At 73.0% G+C, this 25,321-nt stretch carries 27 protein-coding genes; 20 read left to right on the top strand and 7 right to left on the bottom strand.

Going from position 1 to position 25,321, the window contains the following annotated elements; all coding sequences use genetic code 11:
• Positions 1-50 precede the first annotated feature (50 nt).
• Positions 51-482 carry a hypothetical protein gene (locus AC061S_RS21390; protein ID WP_478687557.1) on the top strand — a complete coding sequence of 144 codons (432 nt, stop codon included), beginning with the start codon at positions 51-53 and terminating at the stop codon, positions 480-482.
• Between the two features lie 47 nt (positions 483-529).
• On the opposite strand, the gene AC061S_RS21385 is transcribed toward AC061S_RS21390, so the two are convergent.
• The gene (locus AC061S_RS21385) at positions 530-2,593 is read right to left on the bottom strand and encodes a phosphocholine-specific phospholipase C (protein ID WP_478687556.1); all 2,064 of its coding nucleotides are present in this window, start codon (positions 2,591-2,593) and stop codon (positions 530-532) included.
• Positions 2,594-2,882: 289 nt separating this feature from the next.
• Here AC061S_RS21385 and AC061S_RS21380 point away from each other — a divergent pair, with 289 nt between their 5' ends.
• From AC061S_RS21380 to AC061S_RS21320, 13 genes are all read left to right on the top strand, one after another.
• Positions 2,883-4,001, top strand: coding sequence for a 3-oxoacyl-ACP synthase III family protein (locus AC061S_RS21380; protein WP_478687555.1), 1,119 nt, complete (start codon positions 2,883-2,885; stop codon positions 3,999-4,001).
• The gene (locus tag AC061S_RS21375) at positions 3,998-4,750 is read left to right on the top strand and encodes a glycosyltransferase family 2 protein (RefSeq protein WP_478687554.1); all 753 of its coding nucleotides are present in this window, start codon (positions 3,998-4,000) and stop codon (positions 4,748-4,750) included. The genes AC061S_RS21380 and AC061S_RS21375 overlap by 4 nt, the downstream gene beginning before the upstream one ends.
• Positions 4,750-6,315, top strand: coding sequence for an AMP-binding protein (locus AC061S_RS21370; protein WP_478687553.1), 1,566 nt, complete (start codon positions 4,750-4,752; stop codon positions 6,313-6,315). Before AC061S_RS21375 ends, AC061S_RS21370 begins: the two co-directional genes overlap by 1 nt.
• Positions 6,316-6,358: 43 nt before the next feature.
• Positions 6,359-7,189 carry a YhjD/YihY/BrkB family envelope integrity protein gene (locus AC061S_RS21365; protein WP_478687552.1) on the top strand — a complete coding sequence of 277 codons (831 nt, stop codon included), beginning with the start codon at positions 6,359-6,361 and terminating at the stop codon, positions 7,187-7,189.
• Positions 7,190-7,194: 5 nt separating this feature from the next.
• Positions 7,195-7,950, top strand: a complete 756-nt coding sequence (locus tag AC061S_RS21360; protein WP_478687607.1) for a glycosyltransferase family 2 protein — start codon at positions 7,195-7,197, stop codon at positions 7,948-7,950.
• Positions 7,947-9,116, top strand: coding sequence for a cytochrome P450 (locus tag AC061S_RS21355; protein ID WP_478687551.1), 1,170 nt, complete (start codon positions 7,947-7,949; stop codon positions 9,114-9,116). The genes AC061S_RS21360 and AC061S_RS21355 overlap by 4 nt, the downstream gene beginning before the upstream one ends.
• Complete coding sequence (locus AC061S_RS21350) at positions 9,113-10,039, top strand: NAD-dependent epimerase/dehydratase family protein (protein ID WP_478687550.1); 927 nt, start codon at positions 9,113-9,115, stop codon at positions 10,037-10,039. The genes AC061S_RS21355 and AC061S_RS21350 overlap by 4 nt, the downstream gene beginning before the upstream one ends.
• A gap of 93 nt (positions 10,040-10,132) precedes the next feature.
• On the top strand, positions 10,133-10,537 hold the full coding sequence (locus tag AC061S_RS21345; protein ID WP_478687549.1) for a WXG100 family type VII secretion target: 405 nt from the start codon (positions 10,133-10,135) through the stop codon (positions 10,535-10,537).
• A gap of 31 nt (positions 10,538-10,568) precedes the next feature.
• Complete coding sequence (locus AC061S_RS21340; RefSeq protein WP_478687548.1) at positions 10,569-10,871, top strand: WXG100 family type VII secretion target; 303 nt, start codon at positions 10,569-10,571, stop codon at positions 10,869-10,871.
• A gap of 411 nt (positions 10,872-11,282) precedes the next feature.
• On the top strand, positions 11,283-12,566 hold the full coding sequence (locus AC061S_RS21335) for an RNase A-like domain-containing protein (protein WP_478687547.1): 1,284 nt from the start codon (positions 11,283-11,285) through the stop codon (positions 12,564-12,566).
• A 4-nt stretch (positions 12,567-12,570) separates the two neighbouring features.
• On the top strand, positions 12,571-13,233 hold the full coding sequence (locus AC061S_RS21330) for a hypothetical protein (RefSeq protein WP_478687546.1): 663 nt from the start codon (positions 12,571-12,573) through the stop codon (positions 13,231-13,233).
• The gene (locus tag AC061S_RS21325; protein WP_478687545.1) at positions 13,230-13,556 is read left to right on the top strand and encodes an RNase A-like domain-containing protein; all 327 of its coding nucleotides are present in this window, start codon (positions 13,230-13,232) and stop codon (positions 13,554-13,556) included. Before AC061S_RS21330 ends, AC061S_RS21325 begins: the two co-directional genes overlap by 4 nt.
• A gap of 171 nt (positions 13,557-13,727) precedes the next feature.
• A complete protein-coding gene (locus AC061S_RS21320) occupies positions 13,728-14,363 on the top strand; it encodes a contact-dependent growth inhibition system immunity protein (protein ID WP_478687544.1) in 636 nt (211 codons plus the stop codon).
• 74 nt (positions 14,364-14,437) lie between these two features.
• Here the strand turns inward: AC061S_RS21320 and msrB are convergent, their stop codons facing one another.
• The 4 genes from msrB to AC061S_RS21300 all read right to left on the bottom strand — a co-directional run bounded on the left by msrB (position 14,438) and on the right by AC061S_RS21300 (position 17,765).
• Positions 14,438-14,857, bottom strand: a complete 420-nt coding sequence (msrB, locus tag AC061S_RS21315; RefSeq protein ID WP_478687543.1) for a peptide-methionine (R)-S-oxide reductase MsrB — start codon at positions 14,855-14,857, stop codon at positions 14,438-14,440.
• A 36-nt stretch (positions 14,858-14,893) separates the two neighbouring features.
• Positions 14,894-16,288 carry a UDP-N-acetylmuramate--L-alanine ligase gene (murC, locus tag AC061S_RS21310; protein WP_478687542.1) on the bottom strand — a complete coding sequence of 465 codons (1,395 nt, stop codon included), beginning with the start codon at positions 16,286-16,288 and terminating at the stop codon, positions 14,894-14,896.
• Positions 16,289-16,376: 88 nt separating this feature from the next.
• A complete protein-coding gene (locus tag AC061S_RS21305; protein WP_478687541.1) occupies positions 16,377-16,844 on the bottom strand; it encodes an indole-3-glycerol phosphate synthase in 468 nt (155 codons plus the stop codon).
• Positions 16,845-16,991: 147 nt separating this feature from the next.
• Positions 16,992-17,765: a pyrimidine reductase family protein gene (locus AC061S_RS21300; protein ID WP_478687540.1), complete on the bottom strand. Its 774-nt coding sequence runs from the start codon at positions 17,763-17,765 to the stop codon at positions 16,992-16,994.
• A gap of 36 nt (positions 17,766-17,801) precedes the next feature.
• Between AC061S_RS21300 and zapE the strand changes: the two genes are divergently transcribed.
• The 5 genes from zapE (at position 17,802) to AC061S_RS21275 (ending at position 23,459) form a co-directional block, all read left to right on the top strand.
• Entirely contained in the window at positions 17,802-18,911 is a 1,110-nt protein-coding gene (gene zapE, locus AC061S_RS21295; RefSeq protein WP_478687539.1) for a cell division protein ZapE, read from the top strand.
• Between the two features lie 61 nt (positions 18,912-18,972).
• A complete protein-coding gene (locus AC061S_RS21290) occupies positions 18,973-19,404 on the top strand; it encodes an OsmC family protein (RefSeq protein ID WP_478687538.1) in 432 nt (143 codons plus the stop codon).
• A 238-nt stretch (positions 19,405-19,642) separates the two neighbouring features.
• Entirely contained in the window at positions 19,643-20,983 is a 1,341-nt protein-coding gene (locus tag AC061S_RS21285; RefSeq protein WP_478687537.1) for an alkaline phosphatase PhoX, read from the top strand.
• Between the two features lie 689 nt (positions 20,984-21,672).
• On the top strand, positions 21,673-22,503 hold the full coding sequence (locus AC061S_RS21280; protein ID WP_478687606.1) for a PPK2 family polyphosphate kinase: 831 nt from the start codon (positions 21,673-21,675) through the stop codon (positions 22,501-22,503).
• 17 nt (positions 22,504-22,520) lie between these two features.
• Entirely contained in the window at positions 22,521-23,459 is a 939-nt protein-coding gene (locus AC061S_RS21275; RefSeq protein ID WP_478687536.1) for a polysaccharide deacetylase family protein, read from the top strand.
• 22 nt (positions 23,460-23,481) lie between these two features.
• Here AC061S_RS21275 and AC061S_RS21270 read toward each other — a convergent pair whose 3' ends face one another.
• Both AC061S_RS21270 and AC061S_RS21265 read right to left on the bottom strand, forming a co-directional pair.
• Entirely contained in the window at positions 23,482-23,682 is a 201-nt protein-coding gene (locus tag AC061S_RS21270; protein WP_478687535.1) for a hypothetical protein, read from the bottom strand.
• Between the two features lie 21 nt (positions 23,683-23,703).
• Positions 23,704-24,378 carry an AIM24 family protein gene (locus AC061S_RS21265; RefSeq protein WP_478687534.1) on the bottom strand — a complete coding sequence of 225 codons (675 nt, stop codon included), beginning with the start codon at positions 24,376-24,378 and terminating at the stop codon, positions 23,704-23,706.
• Between the two features lie 70 nt (positions 24,379-24,448).
• Between AC061S_RS21265 and AC061S_RS21260 the strand changes: the two genes are divergently transcribed.
• Positions 24,449-25,198: an aminoacyl-tRNA hydrolase gene (locus AC061S_RS21260; RefSeq protein WP_478687533.1), complete on the top strand. Its 750-nt coding sequence runs from the start codon at positions 24,449-24,451 to the stop codon at positions 25,196-25,198.
• Positions 25,199-25,321 lie beyond the last annotated feature (123 nt).

The following is a 25,321-nucleotide window of genomic DNA, read 5'->3' as shown; positions in this document are numbered from 1 at the left end:
CGGAAAGAATTGCCGCCGTACGTTCTGCCCACCGCACCTACCATCACACCGTGAAGACCGAACCTTCCGTCGCCGTCGAACGCGTCCGGATCCGCGACGCGAAGAGCGAGGACGGCCACCCGTACCACCCGACACGGTACGAGATCACCGACGCGGCCGAGGTCGCGGAAGTCCTTGCCGCGTGGCCGGCCGAGCGGGTCCCCGAACGTGTCCCCGAAGGGTCTGTGGAGGCCGACCCCGAGGTCGAATTCATCTGCATGTGCTGGGAGGAGCCCAGCACCGACCCGTTCGACGCCACGGACGACCCCGCGATCCGGCACGTACCGCCCGCCCGGCCGGGGCCGCTCGCCCGGCTCCTCGACCCGGGCGCCCCGGACGGCATCCCGGCCCGGCACCGGGCCCGGTGGGCAGCCGCCGCGCCCGAGGTGCTGCGCCGCCCGGGACCTGTTGCTCCGGCACGCCCGCAGCCGCCGTCCCCGTGACCTCCCGGTCCTGGAACGGCGGCTGCTGCGTGGAGCGGACGACCGCGTCAGACGGTCTTGATCGCCGGGTCGGAGACTCCCGCCGCGCCCGTTTCCACGTGGCCGGCGAAGCGGCGCAGGAAGGTGGCGTCCGCGTCGGAGACGACCGTGACGTCGTACCAGCGGGCCGTGCCGGACAGGGCCACGGTGTGCGCGACGGTGCCGCCCGCCGCGACGCGCACGATCTGGGCCGTGCCGCCGTAGGCGTTGGTGACGGTCAGGTTGACGGCCGCCGTGCCCCCGTTGGTCAGGGACAGCAGCAGGGTGCCGGTGGCCTTGTCGTGGCGGGCCGTGGCCTCGGGGCCGGCCTTCTTCGCCGGGCCCTTCCAGGTGCGCAGGAAGCCGTTCGGGCCCCAGACCGTGAGGTTGATCTGGTTGCCGGTGGAGGCGCTCGTGCTCCAGGTGTCCGACAGGGTCTTGCCCGCCTCGACCGTGTAGGGCCACGGGCCGTCCGTACGGTTGCCCGAGGTGCTGTGGAAGTGGGCGCCGAGGGCCGGACCCGAGGAGAAGGTCAGGGTGAACTTGCCCGTGGAGACCGTGGCCTTGCCGTCCACGTACGGGGCGTAGCCCAGTGCGCGCGTCGGCTTGGAGCCCGCCTCCTGCTTGGGCAGGGTGCCCGTCGCCGGCACCGTCGGGTAGAAGGAGGGGTGACGGTTCTTGTCCGCTGGGACGTAGGCCGCCGTGGACGGCAGCGCGGCGGGTGCGGCGTCCGCCTGGGTGAAGTCGAAGGCGGAGGTCAGGTCTCCGCAGACCGCACGGCGCCACGGGGAGATGTTGGGCTCCTGCACGCCGAAGCGCTTCTCCATGAAGCGGATCACCGAGGTGTGGTCGAAGGTCTCGGAGCAGACGTAGCCGCCCTTGCTCCACGGGGAGACCACGATCATCGGGACGCGCGGGCCGAGGCCGTACGGGCCGGCCGCGTAGCCGGAGACGCCCCCGGTGTAGAGGTCGCCGGTGACGCTCGCCGTGGACAGGCCCCACGCCGAGGAGGCCGGCGGGTACGGCGGGACGACGTGGTCGAAGAAGCCGTCGTTCTCGTCGTAGGTGATGAACAGGGCCGTCTTCGCCCAGACCGCCGGGTTCGCGGTCAGCGAGTCCAGGACCTGCGAGATGTACCAGGCGCCGAAGTTCGTCGGCCAGTTCGAGTGCTCGCTGAACGCCTCGGGGGCGGCTATCCAGGAGACCTGCGGGAGGGTTCCGTTGACCACGTCCGCGCGCAGCTTGTCGAAGTAGCCGCCGCCCGCCTTGACGTTGGTGCCGGTGCGGGCCTTCTCGTACAGGGCGCTGCCGGGCTGGGCGTTGCGGTAGGTGTTGAAGTAGAGCAGCGAGTTGTCGCCGTAGTTGCCGCGGAAGGCGTCGTTGATCCAGCCCCAGGAGCCGGCGGCGTTCAGGCCGTCGCCGATGTCCTGGTAGACCTTCCAGGAGACCCCGGCCGTCTCCAGGCGCTCGGGGTAGGTCTTCCAGCCGTAGCCGGCTTCCTGGTTGCCGAGGACCGGGCCGCCGCCCACCCCGTCGTTGCCCGTGTAACCCGTCCACATGTAGTAGCGGTTGGGGTCCGTGGCGCCGATGAAGGAGCAGTGGTAGGCGTCGCAGACCGTGAAGGCGTCGGCGAGGGCGTAGTGGAACGGGATGTCGTTCCGGTTCATGTACGACATGGTGGTGGCCGTCTTGGCAGGCACCCACTTGTCGTACTTGCCGTTGTTGTAGGCCTTCTGGCCGCCGGCCCAGTCGTGGTTGAGGCCCGTCAGGAACTGCATCCCCAGGTCTTCGACCTCCGGGTGGAAGGGCAGGATGTCCTTCGTCCCGTTGGACTGGTGGAACACGGACTTGCCGTTGTCCTGGAGGACCGGCCTCGGGTCTCCGAAGCCCCGGACCCCCTTCATCGCGCCGAAGTAGTGGTCGAAGGACCGGTTCTCCTGCATGAGGACGACGATGTGCTCGATGTCCTGGATCGTGCCGGTGCTGCCCTGGGCCGAGATGGCGGCGGCCCGCGCGATGCTCTCGTTCAGCATCGTGACGGCGGCGGCGCCACCGGCGATCTGCAGGAACCTGCGCCGATTGAATTCAGTCATGGAGGACGACCTCTGCGGGTGAGACGGGTGCGGGGGATGTCAAGGGCCAAGGAGGGGCGCCCCAAGAACAGCGTCCCCGGGGTACCGGTCGGCGTTGCTTTCATGACAGTGGGCCGTACACCTGGAGAACGGAATACCCCGTCAGACGGTTCATGCCCCACGCGCCACTTCTCTTCGCCGCCCTCGTCTCCGTGCGGCCGGCCGGCGGTCCGGGGTACTCACCCGCCCGGCGGGCCGGATGAGCATCCGTACTCAGGACCGGGCCCGGCCGGCGCGTCATGGTGAGGACATGCCGAATCAGCCATCCGTACCGCGCCCATTCGTACGGCACCCGTCCGCGCGGCTGGCGCCCGTACTGAGTCCGTCCGGACAGCTCCCGCCCGTACTGCGCCCGTCCGGACAGCGATCGCGACTCCGCGCCGGGATCACCGCCGTCGCCGGCATGCTGCCCGGGGACGTCCTCACCTCCGACCGGCTCCAGCGCGAGGTCGCCGGCCGGGCGGGACTCACGCTGCCGCCCCGGTTGCTGACCCAGGCCACCGGGATCCGCGCCCGCCGGGTCGCGGCCGACGGGGTGTACGCATCCACGCTCGCCGTGGGGGCGGCCCGGCGGGTACTGGACGCCGCCGGGCTCGGGCCCGCCGACATCGACCTGCTGCTCTTCGCCTCCGCCTCCCGCGATGTCGCCGAGCCCGCCACCGCGCACATCGTGCAGGCCGAACTCGGCACGAAGGCCCACGCCTTGGACGTCACCAACGCGTGCAACAGCTTCGTCAACGGCATCGACCTCGCCCGCGCCATGATCCTCGCCGGCCGCGCCCGGCGGGCCCTGGTGGTCACCGGGGAGACCCCGAGCCGGGCCGTGCGGACCGCGCCCGCCGACTTCGCCGAGTTCCGCGCGGGCTTCGCCGGCTACACCTTCGGCGACGCGGGGGCCGCCGTCATCGTGGAGCCGGTGGAGCGCGGCGGGATCCTCGACGTGGACACCGAGACCCACTCCGAGCACTGGGAGGTCGGGGGCATCCCGGGCGGCGGTTCGCGCCACCCGCGCGGGGACGCGTACACCTACTTCCGCGGTGACGGGCACGAACTGCGCGGGGTCTTCGAGAAGGTGGGCACCGCCGTCATCGACCGGACCCTGCACCGCACGGGCATGGGCTGGGACGACTTCTCGAAGGTGCTGGTGCACCAGGTGACGGTGCCCTATCTGGAGCGGTTCGCCGAGCTGACCGGGGTGCCGGCCGGGAAGCTGGTGGTGACGGTGCCCGAGCTCGGCAACATCGCGAGCGCGACGATCGGCGTGCAGTTGGACCGGATATTCAATGAACTGGCGCCCGGAGAGCGGGTGTTGTTCGTCGGCCTCGGCGGCGGGATCAGCATCATGACGATGGTCTGGCAGAAGTCGTGAGCGCGGCCGGACGGCTGTGGGTGGTGGTGCCCGCGCACGAGGAGGAGGCCCGGCTCGCCGGGACCCTCGCCGCGCTCGCCCGCCAACGGGACCGGGATTTCACCCTGTTGGTCGTGGACAACGCCTCGGCCGACCGGACGGGGGCCGTGGCGCGGGAGTTCGCCGCGGGCGCCCCCTTCGCGGTGGAGGTCATCGAGGAGCCGGAGAAGGGGGTCGGCTCCGCCGTGGACACCGGCTTCCGGTACGCGATCGGGCGCGGCGCGACCCTGCTCGCCCGCACCGACGCCGACTGCCTGCCCCACCCGGGGTGGACGGGCGCGGCGCGGGCGGCGCTGGTCCGCAGCCCCGGGCTGGTGTGCGGGCGGATCGTGGCCCGCCGCGACGAGCACGGTCCGCTGGGCCGGGCCGGGTTCGGGGTCCTCGTACGCCTCGCCGGGCTCTTCGGCCGGCTGCGGCCCGAGCACGCGCGGCGCCGCGGCTACCGGGCCCCGTACCGGATGCACGCCGGGAACAACATGGCCATCACCGCCGAGCTGTACCTGGCCGTCGGCGGGATGCCCCGGCGCCCCTCCCCCACCGACCGGCTCTTCCTCAACGCGGTGCGCCGCCACACGGACCGGATCACGCGCTGCCGGGCGATGGTCGTGGAGAACTCCACCCGCCGGCTGCGGGCGTACGGGATCGCCGGTACGGCCCGCTGGTACCTCGGCCGCGGCAGCGGCCCGCACGGAACGGACGACCCCCGCTGATGCTGGACCGCCTCGACCACGCGCTGCGCGCCCGCCCCGAGCGGCCCGCCGTCCTGACCGCCACGCGCACGGGGGCCACCCGGACCGCCGCCACCTGCGGGGAACTCGCCGAGCTGGCCGATGCGTTCACCGCGGCGCTGTACGCGCGCGGGCTGCGCGCCGGGGACACCGTCGGTGTCGCCGTACGCCCCGGGCCGCGCGCGCTCGCCGTCCTGCTCGCCCTGTGGCGGCTCGGTCTGCGCGGGGCCGTCCTCGACCCGGGAGCCGGACCCGACGTGCTGCGCGCCCGGCTGGCTTCGGCGCGGCCCGCGCTGGTGCTGGCCGACGCCGCCGCGCAGGCGGTGGCCGGGTGGGCGCGGCCGCTGGCCCGACGGGCGGCCGGGCTGGAACTGCCCGAGCTGGCCGGGCTGGGCGCGCCGGTGGCCACGGTCGGGCGGCGGCTGCCGGGATGCGCGCCCGCACTGGATCCGCGGGCGGCGCGGGGCGGGGTTCCCTCGCGGTTCGCGGATGGCGGGGACGCCGACGCCGTCATCGTGTTCACCTCCGGGACCACCTCGCGGCCCCGGGCGGTGGTGCACACGCGGGCGAGCCTGGCCGCCGGGATGGAGACGGTGTCGGCGCTGTTCTCGCCCGGTCCGGTGCGGGCATCGGCCGGCGCTCGCGCCGCCGGTCCCGTGCTCGGCGGCACCTTCTTCGTGCTCGTCCCCTCCCTCGTGCGCGGCGCTCCCGTGGCCCTCCCGGCGCGTTCGCCCCGGGTGCTGGCCCGCCAACTGGCCCGGCTGGCACCGCGGGACACCTACCTCACCCCGCCGCAGCTGCGGGACGCGCTGCGCGCGGGGGCCCGCTTCCGCGGCCGGGTGTGGACCGGATCGGCTCCGGCGAGCGCGGAACTGCTGGGACGCGTAAGGGAGTCGGGGGCCGATGAGGCCTGGGGGGTGTACGCGCTCACCGAGTTGTTCCCGGCCGCCGCGGTGGAGTCCCGGGAGAAGGCCGCCTACGAGGGCCCCGGCGACCTGGTCGGCGCCCCGCTTCCCGGGGTGCGCGCCGAGTCCGGCGCGGACGGAGAGCTGCTGCTGACCGGCCCCGGGGCCCGGCACCGCTACCTCGGCGAGGAGCCCGATCCGTGGGTGCGTACGGGCGACCGGGCGCGCCTGGACGGATCGGGTCGGATCGTGCTGGAGGGCAGGGCCAAGGACATGGTGCTGCGCCGGGCCGAGAACATCTACCCGGGCCTGTACGAGCCCGCCCTGCACGTGCCCGGGGTGGAGCTGGCCCTGCTCGTCGGGATTCCGGCGGACCCGGGCGGCGGCCGCTCCGGCCGTGACTACGGCGACGAGCGGCTCGTGGCGGTCGTCCAGCCCTGCCGCGGCGCCGCCGAGTCCGCGCTGCGGTCCGCACTGGCGGGCCCGCTGCGCCGCATGGGCGCGGCCGCGCCCGACGCCCTGCTGTTCGCCCGGATCCCGCTGTCGGGACGCTCCCGCAAACCGGACCGCGCGGCAACGGCGGCCCTGGCGGCCCACCGGCTGGCCTCCGGCTCCCCGCGGAACGGCGCGCCACGACCGTGAACCGCAGCCTCGGCCCGGGCCGCCGCAGGGAACGGCGCGCCCCGTGAAGGCCGCACCCGCCGCCCGACACCTCCACGCCCGCACCCGCACCCGCGCCGCCGGTGAGCGGATCACGGCCGTCCGGGAGCGGGTCATGGCGTCGCATCGCCGCTACACCCGGGCCAACGGCGACGCGCTCGCGGGCTCTCTCACGTACGCCCTGCTCGTCGGGACGGCTCCGGCGGTGCTGCTGCTCGGCTCGCTGGCCGGCCGGGCCGGGGCGGGCGGGGACGGTGTCCGGCGGGCCGTGGGCGGGCTGGCCGCGGCCCTGCTGCCCGCAGCGGCGGCTCCGATGGCCGGGCGGCTGCCCACCGCGGCCCCGCACTGGCGGCCGCTGCTCGTCCTCGTGCTCGGCTGGTCGGTGGTGCGGCTGACCCGGGCGCTGCGTACGGGCGTCCGGGCCGTGTGCGGGCAGAACGCGGGCAGCGGCAACCCCGTGCGCGACGCGGCCCGGGACATCGCGGGCGCGGCCGCGCTCTGCCTCGCGGGCACCGCCGTCGCCGCCGTGGTGACGGCGGGCGGTCCGGGCTGCGCGGTCCCCGCGCTGTGGGCGCTGTTCGCGGCCGTCCTGTGGCTCGCCCCGAGCCGGGCCCCCGGCAGGCCCCGGCCGGCCGCCATCGCGGGCCCGGCGCTGGCGGCCGCGCTGGCCTGCCGGCTGCTCGCCCTCGCCGCGGGCCCGTATCTCGCCGCGACCGCCGAACTGCACGGCGACCTCTACCGCGGGGCCGGGCCGCTGATCGGACTACTCGTCTGGGGCAGCGTGTGCGCCCGGGTGCTGCTCCGCGCGGCCTCCTGGGCCGCCACCACCGACCCACCTGAAAGGGCGATGACTTGACGAACGTGAACCTGTGGGTGGTCGTGCCCGCGTACAACGAGGCGGCGACCATCGGGACCGCCCTGGCCGCGCTCGCCGCCCAGCAGGACACCGGATTCACGCTCGTGGTCGTGGACAACGCCTCCACCGACCGGACGGCGGACGCCGTACGGGAGTTCGCACGCTCGGCGCCCTTTCCCGTCGAGCTGGCCCGGGAGGAGCGGCCCGGCGCCGGGACCGCCGCCGACACGGGCTTCCGGTACGCCATCGCCGCCGGCGCCACCCACCTGCTGCGCACCGACGCCGACTGCCTGCCCGCCCCGGACTGGACGGCCGTCGCGAGGGCGGAGTTCGGGCGGGGCGCCGAGATGCTGTGCGGGCGCAGCGTGCCGCGCCGCGACGAGCGGCCCACGCTCGTCGAAGCCCGGCTGCTGCCGGCGCTGATCCGGCTCACCTCGCTCTACGGCCGCTACCGGCCGGCCCACCGGCACCCGCGCTACCGCACCCCGTACGTCCTGTGCCACGGCCACAACCTCGGCATCACCGCCGGCCTCTATCTGCGCTGCGGCGGCGCCCTGCGGGTGCCGCTGCACGAGCGGTCCGAGGACGTGGCCCTGCTGAACCGGGCCCGCGAGCACAGCGACCGGATCGTGCGCGCGGAGCACCTGGTGGTGCAGAACAGTTTGCGCAGGCTGCGGAGTTGGGGACCCCGCCGCACCCTGCTCTGGTACTGGGACCGGCGCTACCGGCCCGCCGACACCGCGGAGGCACACGTCCGATGACCACCGACCCTACGATCCGCACCCGGGCCCGCACGGATGCCCGTACCGAAGCCCGCGCCGAGGCCCGTACGAAGGCCCGTACGAAGGCCCGCCGCCGGGACCGGCGGGTCTACCTGCGCTCCCACCCGTTCCTGTTCGCGCTGCTCGCCGCCACCCGCGGCCGGCCCGTGCGCCGGCTGGGCCGCGGCACCCTGCTCGTCAACGGCGCGGCGGCCTACCGGGAGGCGCTGACCCGGCTGCCGCTGGACCGCACCGCGCCCGGCACGACGGGCGGCGCGGCCCGGGCCGCCCGGGTGGAGGGGGTGCTCTTCGACCAGGAGGGCTCCGGCCACCGGACCGGCCGCCGCGAGCTCGCCGAGCTGCTCGGCGCGGCCGGGGCCCGGGAACTGCGCGCGGCATGGCACCCGTTGCTCCTGCGGCGGCTCGCACCGCTGACGCTCGGGGGCTCGGTGGACCTGGTCCCGCTGGCCCGGGAACTGGCCGGCTCGGTGGTGTACGCGCTCCTGCGCCCCGGCTCCTCGGACGGCGCCTCCCCGCTCGCCCTCGCGGAGGCCGCCGCCGAGGCCGCGGCGGCCTCCGTGCGCAGCCACCTCCCCGGCCCGCCCCGCCCCGGCGCCGGGGCGGCGGCGGTCCGCGCCGGCGAGCGGCTGCGCGGGCTCCGGGGCCCGGGGGCGGATGCCCGGGCCGCGATGCTGGCGGTCGCCGCCGTCAACACCACCGTCGCGGCGCTGCCCCGGGCCGTGGCCTGGTGCGCCGACGCGGGGTTGTGGGACCAGGCGGCGGACCCGGCGCTGTGCCCCGCGCTGGCCGACGAGCTGCTGCGCGTGACGGCGGCCTCCCCGCTGCTGCCCCGGGTGGCCGCGGCCGACGGCTCGGTCGGTGGCTGCCCGGTCCGGGCCGGGGACCGGCTGCTCCTGGTGGCCCGGCACGCGGCCGGAGCCCACCTGCGGGACCCCGACGGGAGCAGCCCCGCCGAGCCCGGCGTCGCCCGCCTGGTCTTCGGCGCCGGGCCGCACGCCTGCCCCGGGGCCCGCCTGGCGCGGGAGCAGCTGGCCGGCGTGCTGGCGGCGCTGGCTCCGCACCGGCCGGTCGTGACCCGGGCCCGGGTGGACCGCCGGGCCGCCCTGCCCGGGTGGCGCTCGCTGGTCGTACGGGCGGCGGCATGACCTCCCCCAGGCCGTCTAGCGCGGCCGGGGTCAAGATCGCCGTCACGGGCGCGAGCGGCTTCTGCGGCGGGCACGTCGCCCGCGCCGCGGCGGCGGCCGGGGCGCGGGTGGTGTGCGTGGGCCGCAGGCCGGGCCCGCTCGGGGAACACCGCTTCTGGGACGCCTCCCTCGGGGCGCCGGACCTCTCGGGCGTGGACCTCGTCGTGCACTGCGCGGCGGCGGTCGGCGATCCGGCGCCGGGCTCCCCCGCCGAGGCCGTCATGCACGCGGTCAACGTGACCGGCACCGAACGGCTGTTGCACGCGGCGGGCGCCCGCCCGGTGGTCTGGGTCAGCAGCGCCAGCGTGTACGACCCCCGCCTCGACCGCACGCTCGTCCGCGAGGACCACCCGCGCGCGGGGCACCTGAACGCCTACGGCCGTACGAAGGCCGCCGGCGAGGCCCTGGCGCTGGCCGCAGGCTCCGTGGCGCTGCGCCCGCGCGCCGTGTACGGCCCCGGCGACACCCAGCTCCTGCCCCGGCTGCTCTCCCGGGTCCGCGCCGGAACCCTGTTCCTGCCGGGCCCGGACATCCCGCTCAGCCTGACGGCGGTGGAGAACCTGGCCGGGGCCTGCCTGGCGGCTTCCGACTGGCCCCCGGGCGCGTACAACATCGCCGACGCCCACCCCTACCGGCGCGACGAGGCCGTCCGCGAGGTGCTGCGCGCCCACGGGGTCCGCGCCCGCGTGCGCCACCTCCCGCCGGCCCTGGCGATCGCGGCGGCCAGGCTCGCGGAGGCCCTGTCCCGGGGCGAACCGCCCCTGAGCCGCTACGCGGTGGACCAGCTCGCGCACCCGGTGGTCCTGGACCTGACCCGAGCCCACTCCCAGGGCTGGACCCCGTCCAGAGCCCTCCCCGACTACCTCGCCGGCCTGCGGGGGTGAGCCGCGCGAGGACAGCGGCAGCGAGGGCTGGATCCGGCCCGCACCGGCCCAACAGGTAACGTTTAAAGCCCTGTTGTTAGGGTCGCGCAATCGATGAAGGGCGGGGCCTTGGCAAGCGATGCAGATCTCAACGCGTCCGAGGGCGACCTGACACGGCTCGCCGACGACATGGATTCCATGCAGCGGCACCTCGACGCCCAGGTCCGGCGCATGGACGCGATCGTCGACCGGATAGAGGCGGGCTGGAAGGGCGAGACCGCCAAGGCCTACCGGGCCCTGCACCGGGGCGCCGCCGAGGACGCCGTACGCATCCGGGAGATCCTCGTCGTCCTCGAGGAGGCCGTGCGCATGGGCCGCGACGGGTTCACCCAGCAGGAGCTGGACGTACTCCAGGCGTTTCGCAGGGTGCGCAGTTCGGTCGACGTCGCACGCGAAGTGGACCGGCTCTCCGAGGGCACGGCTCCGGCAACGCCACGCAGCGCCCTTTCGGACATCTGACGCACACGTACTCCCGGGGAGGGGGCTCCGCATGTCCGGTGGTGACCACATAGGAGTCAGCTTCGTCGCGCTGCAGGGACTGGCGCGGGAGCTGGAGGACATCCTGCGCCTGCTCAACGAGCGGCTCGAGGCGCTTTACGCGCGCACCGAGAAGGTGGCACTGAGCTGGGAGGGCGCGGCCCGTGACGCCTTCGTCGACGAACTCGACCGGTGGGACCGGCAGATGCAGGACTTGGAAGCCGCCCAGAAGTGGCTGCACGAGGTCGTGACGACGGGCCACTCGAACTACACCACCGCCCACCGGGCCGTGCTGCGCGGCTGGGGGGCGGGCTGATGGCCGGGCCCACGGCACCCGCCCAGGCCGGCGGGTTCGATGTCACTCCCTCCCAGCTGAACGGTGTCGCCGGGAACGTGGCCCTGCAGCAGAACATGCTGCACAAGGCGGCGAACGACTTCCTCTACGACCTCGTGGCGTACATGGACTGCGGCGGGTACGGGAGCGCTGCGCAGGGCGTGTCCGCCGCGTACGTCAAGGTAGGGAATCGTTTCCTCGAAGTATGGTGCCCCGGAGCGTCGCCGGCGTGGGGGGCGTCGCGGTCGGATTCGTCACGACGGCGAACAACCACTCCCGGGCCGAGGCCGCCAGCCATCCGTCCGCCACGGTTCCCCCCGTCCAGTTCCCCGTCCCAAGGTCATCGACACGCCCCCGAAGTACCAGCAGATCACCGACCTGCGCTGGGGCGACATGGACGACTACAGCAGCGGTTTCATCTCCTGGCTGATGGAGGGCGTTCCCGACTGGGCGGTGGACATCCTGCGCGGGCTGCTGCACCACGTCGGCCGAGTGGGAGAGGCCGCCGACATCCTGCCCCTTCCGGACTACCTGGAGATCGACAAGATCGCCCTGGCCTGGCTGAGGCCCGGCTTCGCCGTCACGCAGGGAGACAGCGCCCTGACCGGATTGGTCGGCTCCATCTCCGACCCCAACAACGGCGAGTGGCAGTCGGCGATGCGCCAGTTCGTCAGCTCCCTCTGGGGCACCACGGCGTGGGGCACCTCGACGGCGGGCTACCAGTGGAAGCACGACGCCGCCGGCGGGCAGGGCAGCGGCAGCCATCCCGTGATGAGCGTGCTCTTCGACACCACCCAGGAAGTCAGCCAGGCGATGCGCGCCTTCGCCGAGTCGGCCGAGAAGATGCGCCGCGAGGTGTGGCGCATCTACAAGAAGGCCATCCGGGACGCGCTGGCCGACCTGGAGCCCGACTTCGACGACGTCAAGAACCTCGGCAAGAAGATCCTGGGCATGGGCAAAGAGGTGGCCATCGGCATCACGCTCAAGGTGGACACCGCCGCGATCAACCGTGCGGTATCGGCGTACGAGGGCGAGCTGCGCGGAGTGGAGAGTCGGCTGAACGCCCTGATGCCGGCCCTCGACGAGGCGTACCGGAGCGCTCCGACCTTCCAGTCGGAGGAGGGCCGCTCCCAGGCCTTCGGGGCCCGTTCCCTGAACGAATTCAAACCGGAGCACCGCTTCACCATCCCGGGGCAGGACCCGGACAACATGTTCTACCCGATGGACCTGGCGAACCAGGAGGGCCTGTACGACAGCCACCCCATCGACAAGCACGTCGGCATGACCGACGACCAGCTCCGGCAACGCCTCCGCGATCAGGCGGGAGCCCCCGCCGCTTCGTCCTTCAGGGATCTCGCCGCCGCACAGAGATACACCCAGTCGACCATCGAGAACATCGACAATGCCGATCGCATATCGAAGTGGATCGAAAGCGTCGAAAAGAAGATACAGAACAATCCGAACTACGACCCGAACAAATCCGAGATTCAACCGCCGCTCTACCTGGAGTTCCCGAACGAGTCCACGGGGCGCAGCGTCTCGCGCGGCGACTATGATACGGACGGGATGAACGCACAGGCCACGGACAAGAACTGGGTGCAGGTGCGACTCATCTACAAGGACGGCCTGATGCCTCCCTTCATCGTGCTCACCGCCATGCCGCACAACGGACCCTAGAAAGGTGGATTACGTGCAGCCATCCCCTACGGCGCTGTTCACCGGCGGCCCGTCGCTTCGGCTCATCGATCTCGCCCTCTCGGTCCAGGACTCGGGCGGGAAGCTCTCCTTGGACGACGAGATCCGGCGCTACATCCGGGTGGTCGGCAAGGACTGGGCCGCCCATTGGAATTGCCCGGTCTACGTCGCGGCCGGTGTACTGGAGTTCACCGCGGATTGCGTCGCACAATCCGGCACGCTCCAATCATATCCGCCGGAATTCAGGGAAAAGGTGACGCGGGCCGCCGCCGGAATGGATCCCGCCGAATACCTGCGCACGCTTGCCGAAATGGTGCGGATCCTCGACCGTGAACCGGCGCCCGAGTACGACGAACTGCCGATGGCGGGGTGGGAATTCCTCCAGGTATTCCCTCACCTCTTCGGCTTCGATGCCGTCCTCATGGACGAGGGAGACCTCCCCTTCGCGGACAATGTCCGCAGGTTCGTAACCGGTGAGCATCCGTACTGCACCGATCGCGCCGTCACCCTCACCACCGAGGCGCAGCGCGCCCTCGTCCTCTTCTCCGGCGAGCAGTGCCTCAAGGGCCGTCTCCACTGGGCCACCCGTGACGGCCTGCGCGAGCTCATCGACACCGTCAACGACCACATGCAGCGAGAGCACTCATGACCCCCGCCGAGAGCACGGCCCCGGCCGTGAACCGCGCCGCCACGTATCCCGACCGCGAGACGGCCCAGTGGGCCACTCAGCAGGTCGTCACCCACAACGAGCAGGTGATACACCGCTGGTTGGCGCAGTCCACCCGACAGCGGCTCACCATCGAGGCCGCGTGGCCCTCCCGCCCCGAGCCCGTCGGCCGGGTCCTGCTCCAGGCGATGATGCTGGCCGGCCGGGACGCCGTGGACGTACGGGCAGCCCGCGTCGTGCTCCGGCGCAATGCCGCCGCCGCGCACGGGTTCAGCGTCCACCGCACCTTCCCGATCTACCTCTAGTGCTGTGGCCGGAAAGGTTTGCCGGGTCGCGGTGTCCGGTGCGGTGCATCGCAAGGCGGAGGACCGCGACTCGTACTGGACGTACCGTCGTGGTCCGACAACGCGGCGAGGTGCCGTGCCGGGCGCCGTGACACGGTGAACCTTTCCGGTCACAGCACTAGAGGCTGCCCCGTGTCCCTCAAGCCCCTCGAACACGACCGGAAGTACGGCGAACTCGACCAGGTGATCCGCGCGCACCTGGGCCGCACCGCGGACGACGAAGAGGCCCTCACCGCCTACCTCCGGCACTGCTGGCGCACCCGCCCCTGGGCCGTCGCCGTCGCCGAGCACCAGCTCCGCGAGTACGCGCAGAACCCGCCGGGACGGCTCCGGCTGCCCCTCGGCGAGTTCTACCCCGTGCCCGACGTCGGGCTGCCCGACCACGAGATCCAGGACTGGCTGCTGCGGCTGGCGTACCGGCTCAAGGAGAGCGTGGAGACGGGCGCGGCCCCGGCCCCCGCCACCCCGCGGACCCGCTGGGAGTGGCACGCCCGGTTCCCCGAACTCGGGCAGTTGCTCGGCGGCTGGTTCTCCCAGGACATGCCGGACGAGTTCGAGGACCACGAGGCGGCCCTGCGGGACTACCTCGACGGCACGGATCCGGGCTTGATCGCCCAGCTCGACGGCGAACTGCACGACCTGCTGTCCCTGCCCCTGGATGAATCGGACTACGCGCTCGCGCTGACGGAGCTCGGCATGGAGGTCGATCCGCCCTCTCCCCGCGGTCCCGGCTCCTGGCTCGCCGAACTGGCGGACCTGCTGCGCTGAACCGGACGGACCGCTTTCCCGCGGCCCGTTCCCGGACGGACCCGCTCCCTGCCGGAGCGGGTCCGCCGGCCCGGTCAGTGCCCGGTGGTCTCCTCGGCCGGGCTGAGCCGCAGCGAGATGCTGTTGATGCAGTACCGCTGGTCCGTGGGGGTCGGGTAGCCCTCGCCCTCGAAGACGTGGCCCAGGTGGGAGCCGCACTTCGCGCACAGGACCTCGGTGCGGACCATGCCGTGGGCGACGTCCGCCTTCAGCTCGACGGCGTCGGAGTCCTTCGGGTCGTAGAAGGACGGCCAGCCGCAGTGCGATTCGAACTTCTCCGTGGAGCGGAACAGCTCGGATCCGCAGCCGCGACAGCTGTAGACGCCCTCGGTCTTGGTGTCCGTGTACTCACCGCGGAAGGCGGGCTCGGTCCCGGCGAGGCGCAGTACCTGGTACTCGGACGGAGTCAGCTCCGCCTGCCACTGCTCGTCCGTCTTCTCTACCTCGTACGACATGACTGATCTCCCGCTTTCCCGCTCTTCCCAGAGCCGTCAGTTCGACAGACGGGCCAGGATGGCCGGCCCCAGGTCCGTGACATCGCCCGCACCCATGGTGAGAACGAGATCGCCGGGCTTGGCCATTCCCGCGATGACGTCGGCGACGGCGGCCTTGTCGTGCTCGGGGGTGACGTCGGCGCCCGCCGCGCGCGCGGCGGCGATGATGATCTCGCTGGTGACCCCGGGGACCGGGTCCTCGCGGGCCGGGTAGATGTCGAGGACGACCGAGGCGTCGGCGAGGGCGAGGGCCTGGCCCATCTCCTTGCCGAGTTCCTGGGTGCGGGAGAAGAGGTGCGGCTGGAAGACGACCAGGATGCGGGAGTCCCCGGCGGCGCCGCGGATGGCCTCCAGGTCGGCGGTCATCTCGGTCGGGTGGTGCGCGTAGGAGTCGACGACCTGGACCCCGGCGGCCTCGCCCTTGAGCTGGAGGCGGCGCTTGACCCCGGTGTACTTGCCGAGGGCGGAGGCCAGGTTGTGCGCCGGGATGCCGAGCGCGACGCCGGCGGCGAGGGCCGCGACGGCGTTGTGCGCGTAGTGGCGGCCGGGCACCGACACGGTGAAGGTGAGCATCCGGCCGTCGATGACGACGGTGACCTCGCTGCTCAGCCCGCGCGGGGTGATCTTGGTGATCCGGACGTCGGCGGTGGGCTCCTCGCCGTACGTGACGACCGTCAGGCCGGGGTTGGCGCCGACCCGCCCGGCGATCTCGGCCGCGCCCGCCTGGCCGTGGGCGATGACCAGGGTGCCACCGGCCGGGATCTTGCCGACGAAGGTCTCGAAGGACTCGTAGATCTCGTCCATCGACGCGTAGTTCGCGTGGTGGTCGAGCTCGGCGTTGAGGATGATCGCGACCTGCGGGGTGTACTTGTGGAAGCTGCGGTCGCTCTCGTCGGCCTCGGCCACGAAGATGTCGCCCTCGCCGTGGTGGGCGTTGGAGCCGGGGGCGTCCAGGTCGCCGCCGATGGCGTACGAGGGGTCCAGGCCCAGCGCCGACAGGGAGACGGCCAGCATCGAGGTGGTGGTGGTCTTGCCGTGGGTGCCGGCGACGGCGATCGGCCGCAGGCCGTCCATCAGCCCGGCCAGGGCGTCGGAGCGGTGCACGACGGGGATGCCGAGCTCGGCGGCGCGGGCCAGCTCCGGGTTGTCGGCGCGGATGGCGCTGGAGACGACCACGCAGGTGGCGTCGTCGGCGAGGTGACCGGCGGCGTGCCCGATGTGGACCGTGGCGCCGTGGGCGCGCAGCGCCTGGGCGGTCTCGGAGTCACGGGCGTCGCTGCCGGCCACCTGGGCGCCGCGCTGGGCCAGGATCTTCGCGATGCCGGACATGCCGGCGCCGCCGATGCCGATGAAGTGGGGCCGTTCCATGGCGGTCGGCAGGCCGGGCTTCATTCAGGTAGCTCCAGGATCGAGTGCGTATGTACGGCAGCCGGATGCGCGGATGGGGGGTGCGTGGATACGCGGTCCGGCCGCCTCCACCCTATTCCTTGTGGGCGAAGAGCTTGAGCACCGGAACGCCGACCTTGTGGCGCGCACGCGAGGCCCAGTCCCGGTGGAAGAACTCCTCGACGTAGTGCGGGGCGGTCAGCACGATCACCTCGTCGGCGCCGGTTTCGTCCACCACCGCCTTCAGCTTGTCGAGCGGATGGTCGTCGACGATCTGCCCGACGGCCTTGGCGCCCTTGGCCCGCAGGGACGCGAGGGAATGCTCGATCGCTTGTTCGGCCGGGCCGCGGGCGGCCTCGCCCTCCGGTTCGTCGCCCTCGCGGATGGCCTCGGGAAGCTCACCGAGCGCTACGTCGTCGATGGCGCGCAGCAGCCGGTCCCGGTCGCCGCGGGGCTGCATGAGGACGATGAAGGAGACCTGCTCGTCTCCGTGGAGGGTCGTGACGAAGTCCACGTCGACGGGGGTCAGCGGCTGCTCGATCATCAATACGCTCGTGAACACGGACGCCCTCTCCTTCGTGGGCCGAGACCGGCCGGCCGGCCCCTGCGGAAACCATCCTGCCCCGCTGTGGCACGGGGCCTGTGCGGTTATACCTGCCCACTAATGTGCCCAGCGGAAGCTAAGCGGAACGACTAATTCCGCCTCTCTTCAGATCCGACGGTAACGCGTGAAGAGAAACCCGGCCTCTTCCAGCAGGCAGGCCGCCGCGAGCCGGTGCGGAACCGTGACGGACGGCCCCCCGGAGATCCGCTGGGCGTCACCCGCCGTGAGCATCGGCGAGATCGTCAGGCACAGCTCGTCCAGCGCGTCCGCGGCCACGAACTGGCCCAGCAGCCGGGGCCCGCCCTCGGTGAGCTGGCGGCGCAGCCCCCGGTCCGCGAGTTCCCGTACGGCCCGGGCCGGATCCACGCCCGCCCCGTCGCCGGCCACCACCACGTGCGCACCGGCCTTGGCGGCCTCGGCGACCCGGTCGGAGGGGGCGGCGGCGCCCGTGAGCAGCAGAGTGGGCACCAGCGGGGAGGCGAACAGCGGCAGCGAGAAGTCCAGGTCCAGGCCGGCGGAGACCACGGCGATGACGGCGGCGGGCCCCTGACCCGCGGCGGTCCGGCGGGCGGCGAAGGCCTCCCGGGCCCGCGCCGGGCGGTAGCCCTCCTGGCGAACCGTTTCCGCGCCGACCACCACCACATCGGCCAGGGCCCGCAGGGTGCCGAAGATCCGCATGTCGGTCTCGTTGGAGATGGGCTGCGAACGCCCGTCATGCTGGGCCGCGCCGTCCAGGGTGGAGACCATGTTGGCCCGAAGCCAGTGGCCGTCCGGGCGGAGCTCGGGGTACTCGTACGCCTCGGCGAGTTCGTCCAGCGACCACTCACGGTCGGTCTGGTCCGCTGATGTCTGATCGGTCACAGGGAACAGGCGTCGCATCGGTGCAGTCTGCCACGCCCCGTAGAGTTAAGAGCTGTGTCAACATCACTCTCGCCCTCAGCGTCAGCCTTCGGGCACCCCCCGATAGCCGACGCGGGACCGCAGTCCCTGTGTGCCCGCGAGCCGCGGGTGCCCGCGGAACGGCTCGTGGCCGAGATGGTGCCGCCGCCGCGCTTCGACGCGGTGCGCTTCGACACCTACGACCCGGACCCGGCCCAGCCCAGCCAGTCCGAGGCCGTCACCGTCCTCGCGGACTTCGCCGCGGGCCTCGGCGGGGCGCACGCGAGCGGCTCCGGCAAGAAGCGCTGGTTCTCGCGGACGCCGAAGAGCACGGCCCCCACCGGCCCGCGCGGTGTCTACCTCGACGGCGGCTACGGCGTCGGCAAGACCCACCTGCTCGCCTCCCTCTGGCACGCCACCCCGGCCGAGCCGGCGCTCAAGGCCTTCGGCACCTTCGTGGAGCTGACCAACCTCGTCGGCGCGCTCGGCTTCCAGCAGACCGTGCAGACCCTCGGCGGGCACCGCCTGCTGTGCATCGACGAGTTCGAGCTCGACGACCCGGGCGACACCGTCCTCGTCTCCTCCCTGCTCAGCCGCCTGGTCGAGCAGGGCGTGGCACTGGCCGCCACCTCCAACACGCTGCCCGGGAAGCTCGGGGAGGGCCGCTTTGCCGCCGCCGACTTCCTGCGGGAGATCCAGGGGCTCTCCGCGCACTTCCGGCCGCTGCGCATCGACGGCCAGGACTACCGCCACCGCGGCCTGCCCGAGGCTCCCGCGCCGTTCTCGGAGGAGCAGGTCACGAAGGCCGCGTACGCCACCGAGGGCGCGAGCCTCGACGATTTCCCGGGGCTGCTGGAGCACCTGGCGAGGGTCCACCCCAGCCGGTACGGGGCCCTGACCGACGGTCTGACGGCCGTCTGCCTCACCGATGTCGGCCCGGTCCCGGACCAGTCGACGGCGCTGCGGCTGGTGGTCCTGGCCGACCGGCTGTACGACCGGGAGGTCCCGGTCCTGGCGGCGGGTGTTCCCTTCGACCGCTTGTTCAGTGACGAGATGCTGAACGGCGGCTACCGCAAGAAGTACTTCCGGGCCATCTCGCGGCTCACCGCGCTGGCACGCGACGCGAAGCCCCTGGTGTCCCAGTAGGTTTGGAGCCGTCGGCCCGTTCCGCGGGCCGGCCGTTTCCACTTCTGCGAAGGGATCCACCATGGCCGGCGCCACCCGCAATGCACACGCCGTTTGGGAAGGCGACCTGTTCGAAGGCAAGGGCGAGGTCACGCTCGACTCGTCCGGCCTCGGCAGCTACCCCGTCTCCTGGCCCGCGCGCACCGACGAGCAGGCGAACGGGCGGACCAGCCCGGAGGAGCTCATCGCCGCCGCGCATTCGAGCTGCTTCAACATGGCCTTCTCGAACGGTCTCGCGAAGGCGGGCAACCCGCCGGCCAAGCTGACCACCTCGGCCGCCGTCACCTTCGTGCCGGGCAAGGGCATCACCGGGATCCACCTCACCGTCGAGGGCGAGGTGCCGGGCCTGGACAACGACGCGTTCGTCGCAGCGGCCGAGGACGCGAAGAAGAACTGCCCGGTCAGCCAGGCCCTGACGGGTACGACCATCACCCTCAGCGCGAAGCTGGCCTAGCCCCCGGGCTCCGCCCCAGTACAGCCCCGCCGGCGTTTGAGGCGCGGGGTCTGGGGCGGAGCCCCGGCGGGGTCCGGGCAGAGCCCGGGGAACGGTGGAAGGGCGGGGAGGGGCACGGCTCCGCGCAGCGGGCTCCCGCTCCCCGGCGGAAGCCGGGTGCGCGCGGCGCGGCACGGACGGCCCGCCGGCGTGGTACCACGGCCCCGTCGAAGATCCGCCCCACCACCCGGAGTTGCCGATGAACCTCAGCCGACGCAGCCTGATGGCTGCCGCAGCCGTCTCCTTCGGCGGAGCCCTCGGCGCGCTGTTCACCGGCGACGCCGCCCCCGCCTCCGCCCGCGGCTACGGCCCGCTCGTGGCCGACCCCGCCGGGCTGCTCGATCTGCCCGCCGGGTTCGCGTACCGCGTCCTCTCGCGCGCGGGCGAGCCGCTGCGTTCGGGCGAGGGCGTCGTCCCGGGCAACTTCGACGGCATGGCCGCCTTCGACGCCGGGCAGCGCCGCGTCCGGCTGGTGCGCAACCACGAGAACCGGACCACCGCCGCCCTGCGGGTCCCGCCCGTCGACGGGCTCACCTACGACCCGTACGCCCTCGGCGGCTGCACCCTCCTCGACCTCGACCCGGCCGGCCGGGTCACCGCCGAGCGCGTCGCCCTCGCCGGCACCGCCGTCAACTGCGCGGGTGGCCGTACTCCCTGGAACACCTGGCTGTCCTGCGAGGAGACCGAGGACCGGGCGGGCACCTCCGGCTACACCCTCGACCACGGCTACGTCTTCGAGGTCGACCCCGCCGACCCCCGCCGCTCCGGCGCCGTCCCGCTCACCGCGATGGGCCGCTTCGCGCACGAGGCCGTCGCCGTGGACCCGTACCTCGGGGTGGTCTACGAGACCGAGGACGCCTTCGTCGAACCCTTCGGGCTCTTCTACCGGTTCCTGCCCGCCCGCCCCCTCGGCGGCCTCGGCTCCCTGCGCGCGGGCGGCGAGCTGGAGGCCCTGCGGGTCCCCGGGCTGCCGAACCTGGCGGTGGTGGACGAGCCCGGAGCCGAGTTCCCGGTGGAGTGGGTCCCCGTCCCGGACCCGTCCGCGTCCGGGACCCCGATCCGGCTCCAGGACTTCGGCCCCGGCGGGATCACCCACGCCCAGAAGCTGGAGGGCTGCTACTGGGGCGACGGCGGCGTCCACTTCGTCTCCAGCTACTCCCGCACCCGCGAGGGCTCCCCCGCCGACCACCACGGCCAGGTGTGGTTCTACGACCCGCTGCGCGCGCGGCTCCGGCTGGACGTGGTGTTCGGCCCGGCCGCCGGCACCCTGCTGCCCGGCGACTCCCCCGACAACATCTGCCTGGCCCCCGACGGCGGGCTGATGGTGTGCGAGGACGGCGGCGGCGCGCAGTACGTCTTCGGCGTGACCCCCGGCGGCGAGGTCTATCCGATGGCCCGCAACGCCGCCGACACCGGGAAGCCGGGGGCGCCGGAGTGGGGCGAGTTCGCCGGGGTCACCTTCTCCCCGGACGCCCGGACGATGTACGTGAACGCGTACACGCCCGGGACCACCTTCGCGGTGACGGGTCCATGGCAGTGACCCGTACTGTCTTCCGGCCCCTCCGTACTGCCGTCCGGCCCGCCCGGCCTGGTCTTTCGTCACGTCGCGGTCCACTGCGTTGTGGTGGACCATCGTATGGAGTCGACGGATCGAGGTAGGTAGCGGTGGCCAAGAAGGACAGCAAGAAGCCGACGGGGTCGGCCGAGCCGACGGAGACGGCGAAGTCCGGGAAGGGCACCGGGTCGTCGGCCAAGGCGGCCAAGGGCACGGAGGGCGAGAAGGCCGCCAAGGGCGCGGGGGCCGCGAAGGCCTCGAAGCCGCCCAAGGGCGAGAGGGCCGAGAAGCCCGCGAAGGCGGCGAAGTCCGCAGACGCCGCCAAGGCGGGGAAGGCCGCCAAGGTCGAGAAGGCGGAGAAGGCGGAGAAGTCTTCCAAGGCCGGCAAGCCCGCCAAGGTTCCGAAGGCCCGCAAGGCCTTCAAGGCTGCCTCCGAGGAGGCCGCGGAACCGGCCGCCGCGCCCGCCAAGGGCGAGAAGGCCGATCCCGGCAGCGACGCAGGCACCGCCACCGGCGGGAAGCCGAAGTCCAAGCCCCTCTCCCTGCGCGAGCTGCTCCGTATCTCCGCCGAGAACTCCAAGGGCTCCAAGGGCGGCGCCCGCAAGACCGGAGACCACGGGCACGGACACGGACACGGGTACGAGTACGGGTACGGGTACGGGTACGACACACCGCTGAGCCCCCTGCTCCGCGTGCCCTCAGGCGAGCGCGTCGACCTCGGGGCCCTCCACACCGGAGCCACCCCGGCCGGTCCCACCGACAAGGCGGCCGGCGTGGCGGCCACCGCCCGGATGGGTGAACGGCTCGCCTCGCTCCAGGAGCGGCTCTACGCCGCCAGCACCGTGGGCGACCGCCGCCGCGTCCTGCTCGTGCTCCAGGGCATGGACACCAGCGGCAAGGGCGGCACCGTCAAGCACGTGATCGGGCTGTTCAACCCCTCCGGCTGCCGGATCAAGGCCTTCAAGGCGCCCACGTCCGAGGAGCAGAACCACCCCTTCCTCTGGCGCATCATGAAGGCGCTCCCGCAGCCGGGCGAGATCGGCATCTTCGACCGGTCGCACTACGAGGACGTCCTCATCGCCCGCGTCCGCGACCTGGTGCCGCGCAGTCAGCTCGGCCGGCGCTACGCGCAGATCAACCGGTTCGAGAAGTCCCTCGCGGACGACGGCGTCACCGTGGTGAAGGTCTTCCTCCACATCGGCTACGAGGAGCAGCGCAAGCGGCTCCTGGAGCGGCTCGACAACCCGGACAAGCACTGGAAGTTCAACGCGGGCGACATCGAGGAGCGCTCCGCGTGGCCCGCGTACCAGCAGGCCTACGAGCTGGCCCTGGAGCGCTGCTCCACCGATGCCGCGCCCTGGTACGTCGTCCCCTCGGACCGCAAGTGGTACCGCAACTGGGCGATCAGCAAACTGCTGCTGGAGCATCTGGAGGGCATCGCGCCGCAGTACCCGAAGGGTGACTTCGACGTGGAGGAGTGCCGCACCCGCTTGCTTGCCACATAGTCATATATTTTGCGTATGTGACCATCTCAGTGCGCAGGACGGCTGCCGTCGCGGCCGTAGCAGCTCTCAGTGCCGCCCTCGCCGCGTGCGGGGGCGGCACCGGTACGTCGGACGCCGGCGGCCAGGCCCGAATGGGAGCCTCCGCGGCCCCCTCCGCTCCGGCCTCCGCCTCTCCCGCCACCGCGGGGTCCGCCGCCCCGCCGTCGAGTCCCCAGAGCAGTCAGCCGGCGGCCCCGCAGCCCGGCCCCCCGGGCAAGGCGCCGACCATGGCTCCCGGTCCGGGAGGTCTGACCCCCGTCTTCGACCGCACGAAGCAGCAGACCGACAAGACGGTGGCCCTGACCTTCGACGCCGACATGACCTCCGATCAGGGGCCGCGCGCGGCGGGCGGCGAGCGCTTCGACAACCCGCAGCTGATCTCCACGCTGCGCACCCTCAAGGTGCCCTCGACGGTCTTCATGACCGGCCGCTGGGCCGAGGAGTACCCGGACCAGGCGAAGTCCATCGGCACCGACCCGAACTTCGAGATCGCGAACCACTCGTACAGCCACCACGCCTTCAAGTCCCCGTGCTACGGGCTCCCCACCCTCGACGAGGCCGGCGCCCGCGCCGACGTGGACCGGGCCTTCGAGGCCTTCCACAAGGCGGGCGCGGTCAACACCGTCCCGTACTTCCGCTTCCCCGGCGGCTGCTACGACGACCAGGCGCTGCGGGCCATCTCCACGGCCAAGGTCACGGCCGTCCAGTGGGACGTGGTCAGCGGGGACGCCTTCGCGAAGGATCCCGACGCGGTGGCCGAACAGGTCCTGGCCGGGGTGAAGCCCGGCTCGGTCGTGGTCATGCACTGCACGCGCAGCGCCGCCCCGGTCACCGAGGAGGCCATCCGGAAGATCGTCCCGGAGCTGCGCAAGCGCGGCTACCGCTTCGTCAAGGTCTCCGACCTCATCGGAAAGTAGCCCGCGTACCCCTGCTCCGGCCTCAGCCGGAGCAGGCCGTGCGCTGCGCGTCCTGCCACTCGCACACCGGGCACAGCACCACGCCCGGTGTCGCGACCCCGTACTCGGTGGGCTTCCCGCACTCCACGCAGTCGGCGTAGGGCGGCCCGGCCACCCGCCCGGCGGGGGCCGCGGGGGCGGGGCAGTACGAGGAGTCGGTCGCGGTCTGCTCCGTCTGGTCCATGCGTACGAGCCTACTGCGGGGTCAGTGGGCGGCGGCCGACTCGACGGCCTCGCTCGGGCGGACGATGACGAAGCCCTCGCCGCTGAGCTTCAGCTGGACCGCCTCGCCGGAACCGCCCCGGATCATCGAGCCGATGGACTGGGACCGGTGCAGCGCCGCCTCCAGGCGGGCGCTCCAGCCGACCACGGCGTCGGTGTCCACGTAGACCGGGGCCTGTGGGGTGACCGGGATGATGATCGGGTTCCCGTCACAGACGACGGCGAGCTTTCCGGTGCCGGTGAAGAGGCTGTTGAAGAGGCCGCCGCCGGCCATGCCGGCGCCCTTGAGCATCTTGATCTCGTAGCCGAGGGACGGGTCGAAGCACAGGACGTTGCGGCCGTTGACGGTGAGCGCGTCGCCGGGCTCGAACTCGATGATGAAACAGTGGCCCGCCCGGTGCGCGAACCAGGCCTCGCCCTGCCCGCGCACGGACATCAGCGGGAGCCCCTCACCCGTGACGGCGCGCCTGAGCATGCGGCCGACGCCCTCGCCCTTGCGCTCGAACTGCAGGTTCCCCCGGAAGGCGACCATGGAACCCTGCCGGGCGAACATCTCACCGTCGACGGTGTACTTCACGGACTTGGCGTTCTGCAGGGTCATCCCGGGTACGGCGGACGCCTCGGCCAGGTTCTCGGACGCGAACAGGTCACTCTTCATGCCGTCGATACTCGCCCTTACCGGGCCCCTCGGCATCAGCCTGGAGGCGGACGCTGGCATCCTTGGCCGGATGAGCACCGAGGACACGCGCCACGACACCCGGGTACCCGCAGTCGGGTCCGACAGCCCCTTCCGGCAGGAGCGGATCGCCCGCGACGACGCGCCGCAGTACGTCCTCCCGCTGGTCGTGCGGATCGAGAAGACGGAGCCGCCGGCCCGGACCGACGCCCTGGAGACGGCCGCCCGCGCGGTGCTCGTCCTGCTCACCGACGAGCGGTCGGCCGGCGAGGGCGAGTGGGCGGCGGTGGTCCGGGACTGGCAGGACGCGCGGATCCGCAAGGTGGTGCGCAGGGCGCGCGGGGCGGAGTGGCGCAAGGCCGGTACCCTGCCGGGCCTCACGGTGCACGGCGCGGACTCGGAGGTACGGGTCTTCCCGCCGGTCCCGCTCGACGGCTGGCCCAAGGAGCTGGCCAAGCTCCAGGTGTCGGGCACCGACCTGGACGACCCGGAGCCGGTCGCACCGGCGGAGGCCGGGCTGCCGGTCCTCTGGCTCAACCCCGGCCTGGACATGTCGGCCGGCAAGGCCATGGCCCAGGCCGGACACGCGGCGCAGCTCGCCTGGTGGGAGCTGACCGGCCCGGAGCGGGCCGCGTGGCGGGAGTCCGGCTTCCGGCTGGCCGTACGGACGGCCGCGCGCGAGCGGTGGACGGGGCTGTCCGGGAGCGGGCTGCCGGTGGTGCGGGACGCGGGGTTCACGGAGATCGCGCCCGGCTCGTGCACGGTGGTCGCGGACCATCCGGCGCTGCGGGCGCGGCTTTGACTTCCGCTCCCCTCCCTAAGGGGAGGGGATTCCTACCACGGTCGGCTGACCGTCTCGGTGGGTTCCTGCTTCTTCGCGCTGTGCCGGGACAAGTCCCGGTCTTACCCGCGCTCGACAGGCTGA

It is taken from the genome of Streptomyces sp. CA189, assembly GCF_056428985.1.
Note: the sequence above shows the minus strand (reverse complement) of the source record. Positions and strands in the feature narration are given on the sequence as shown.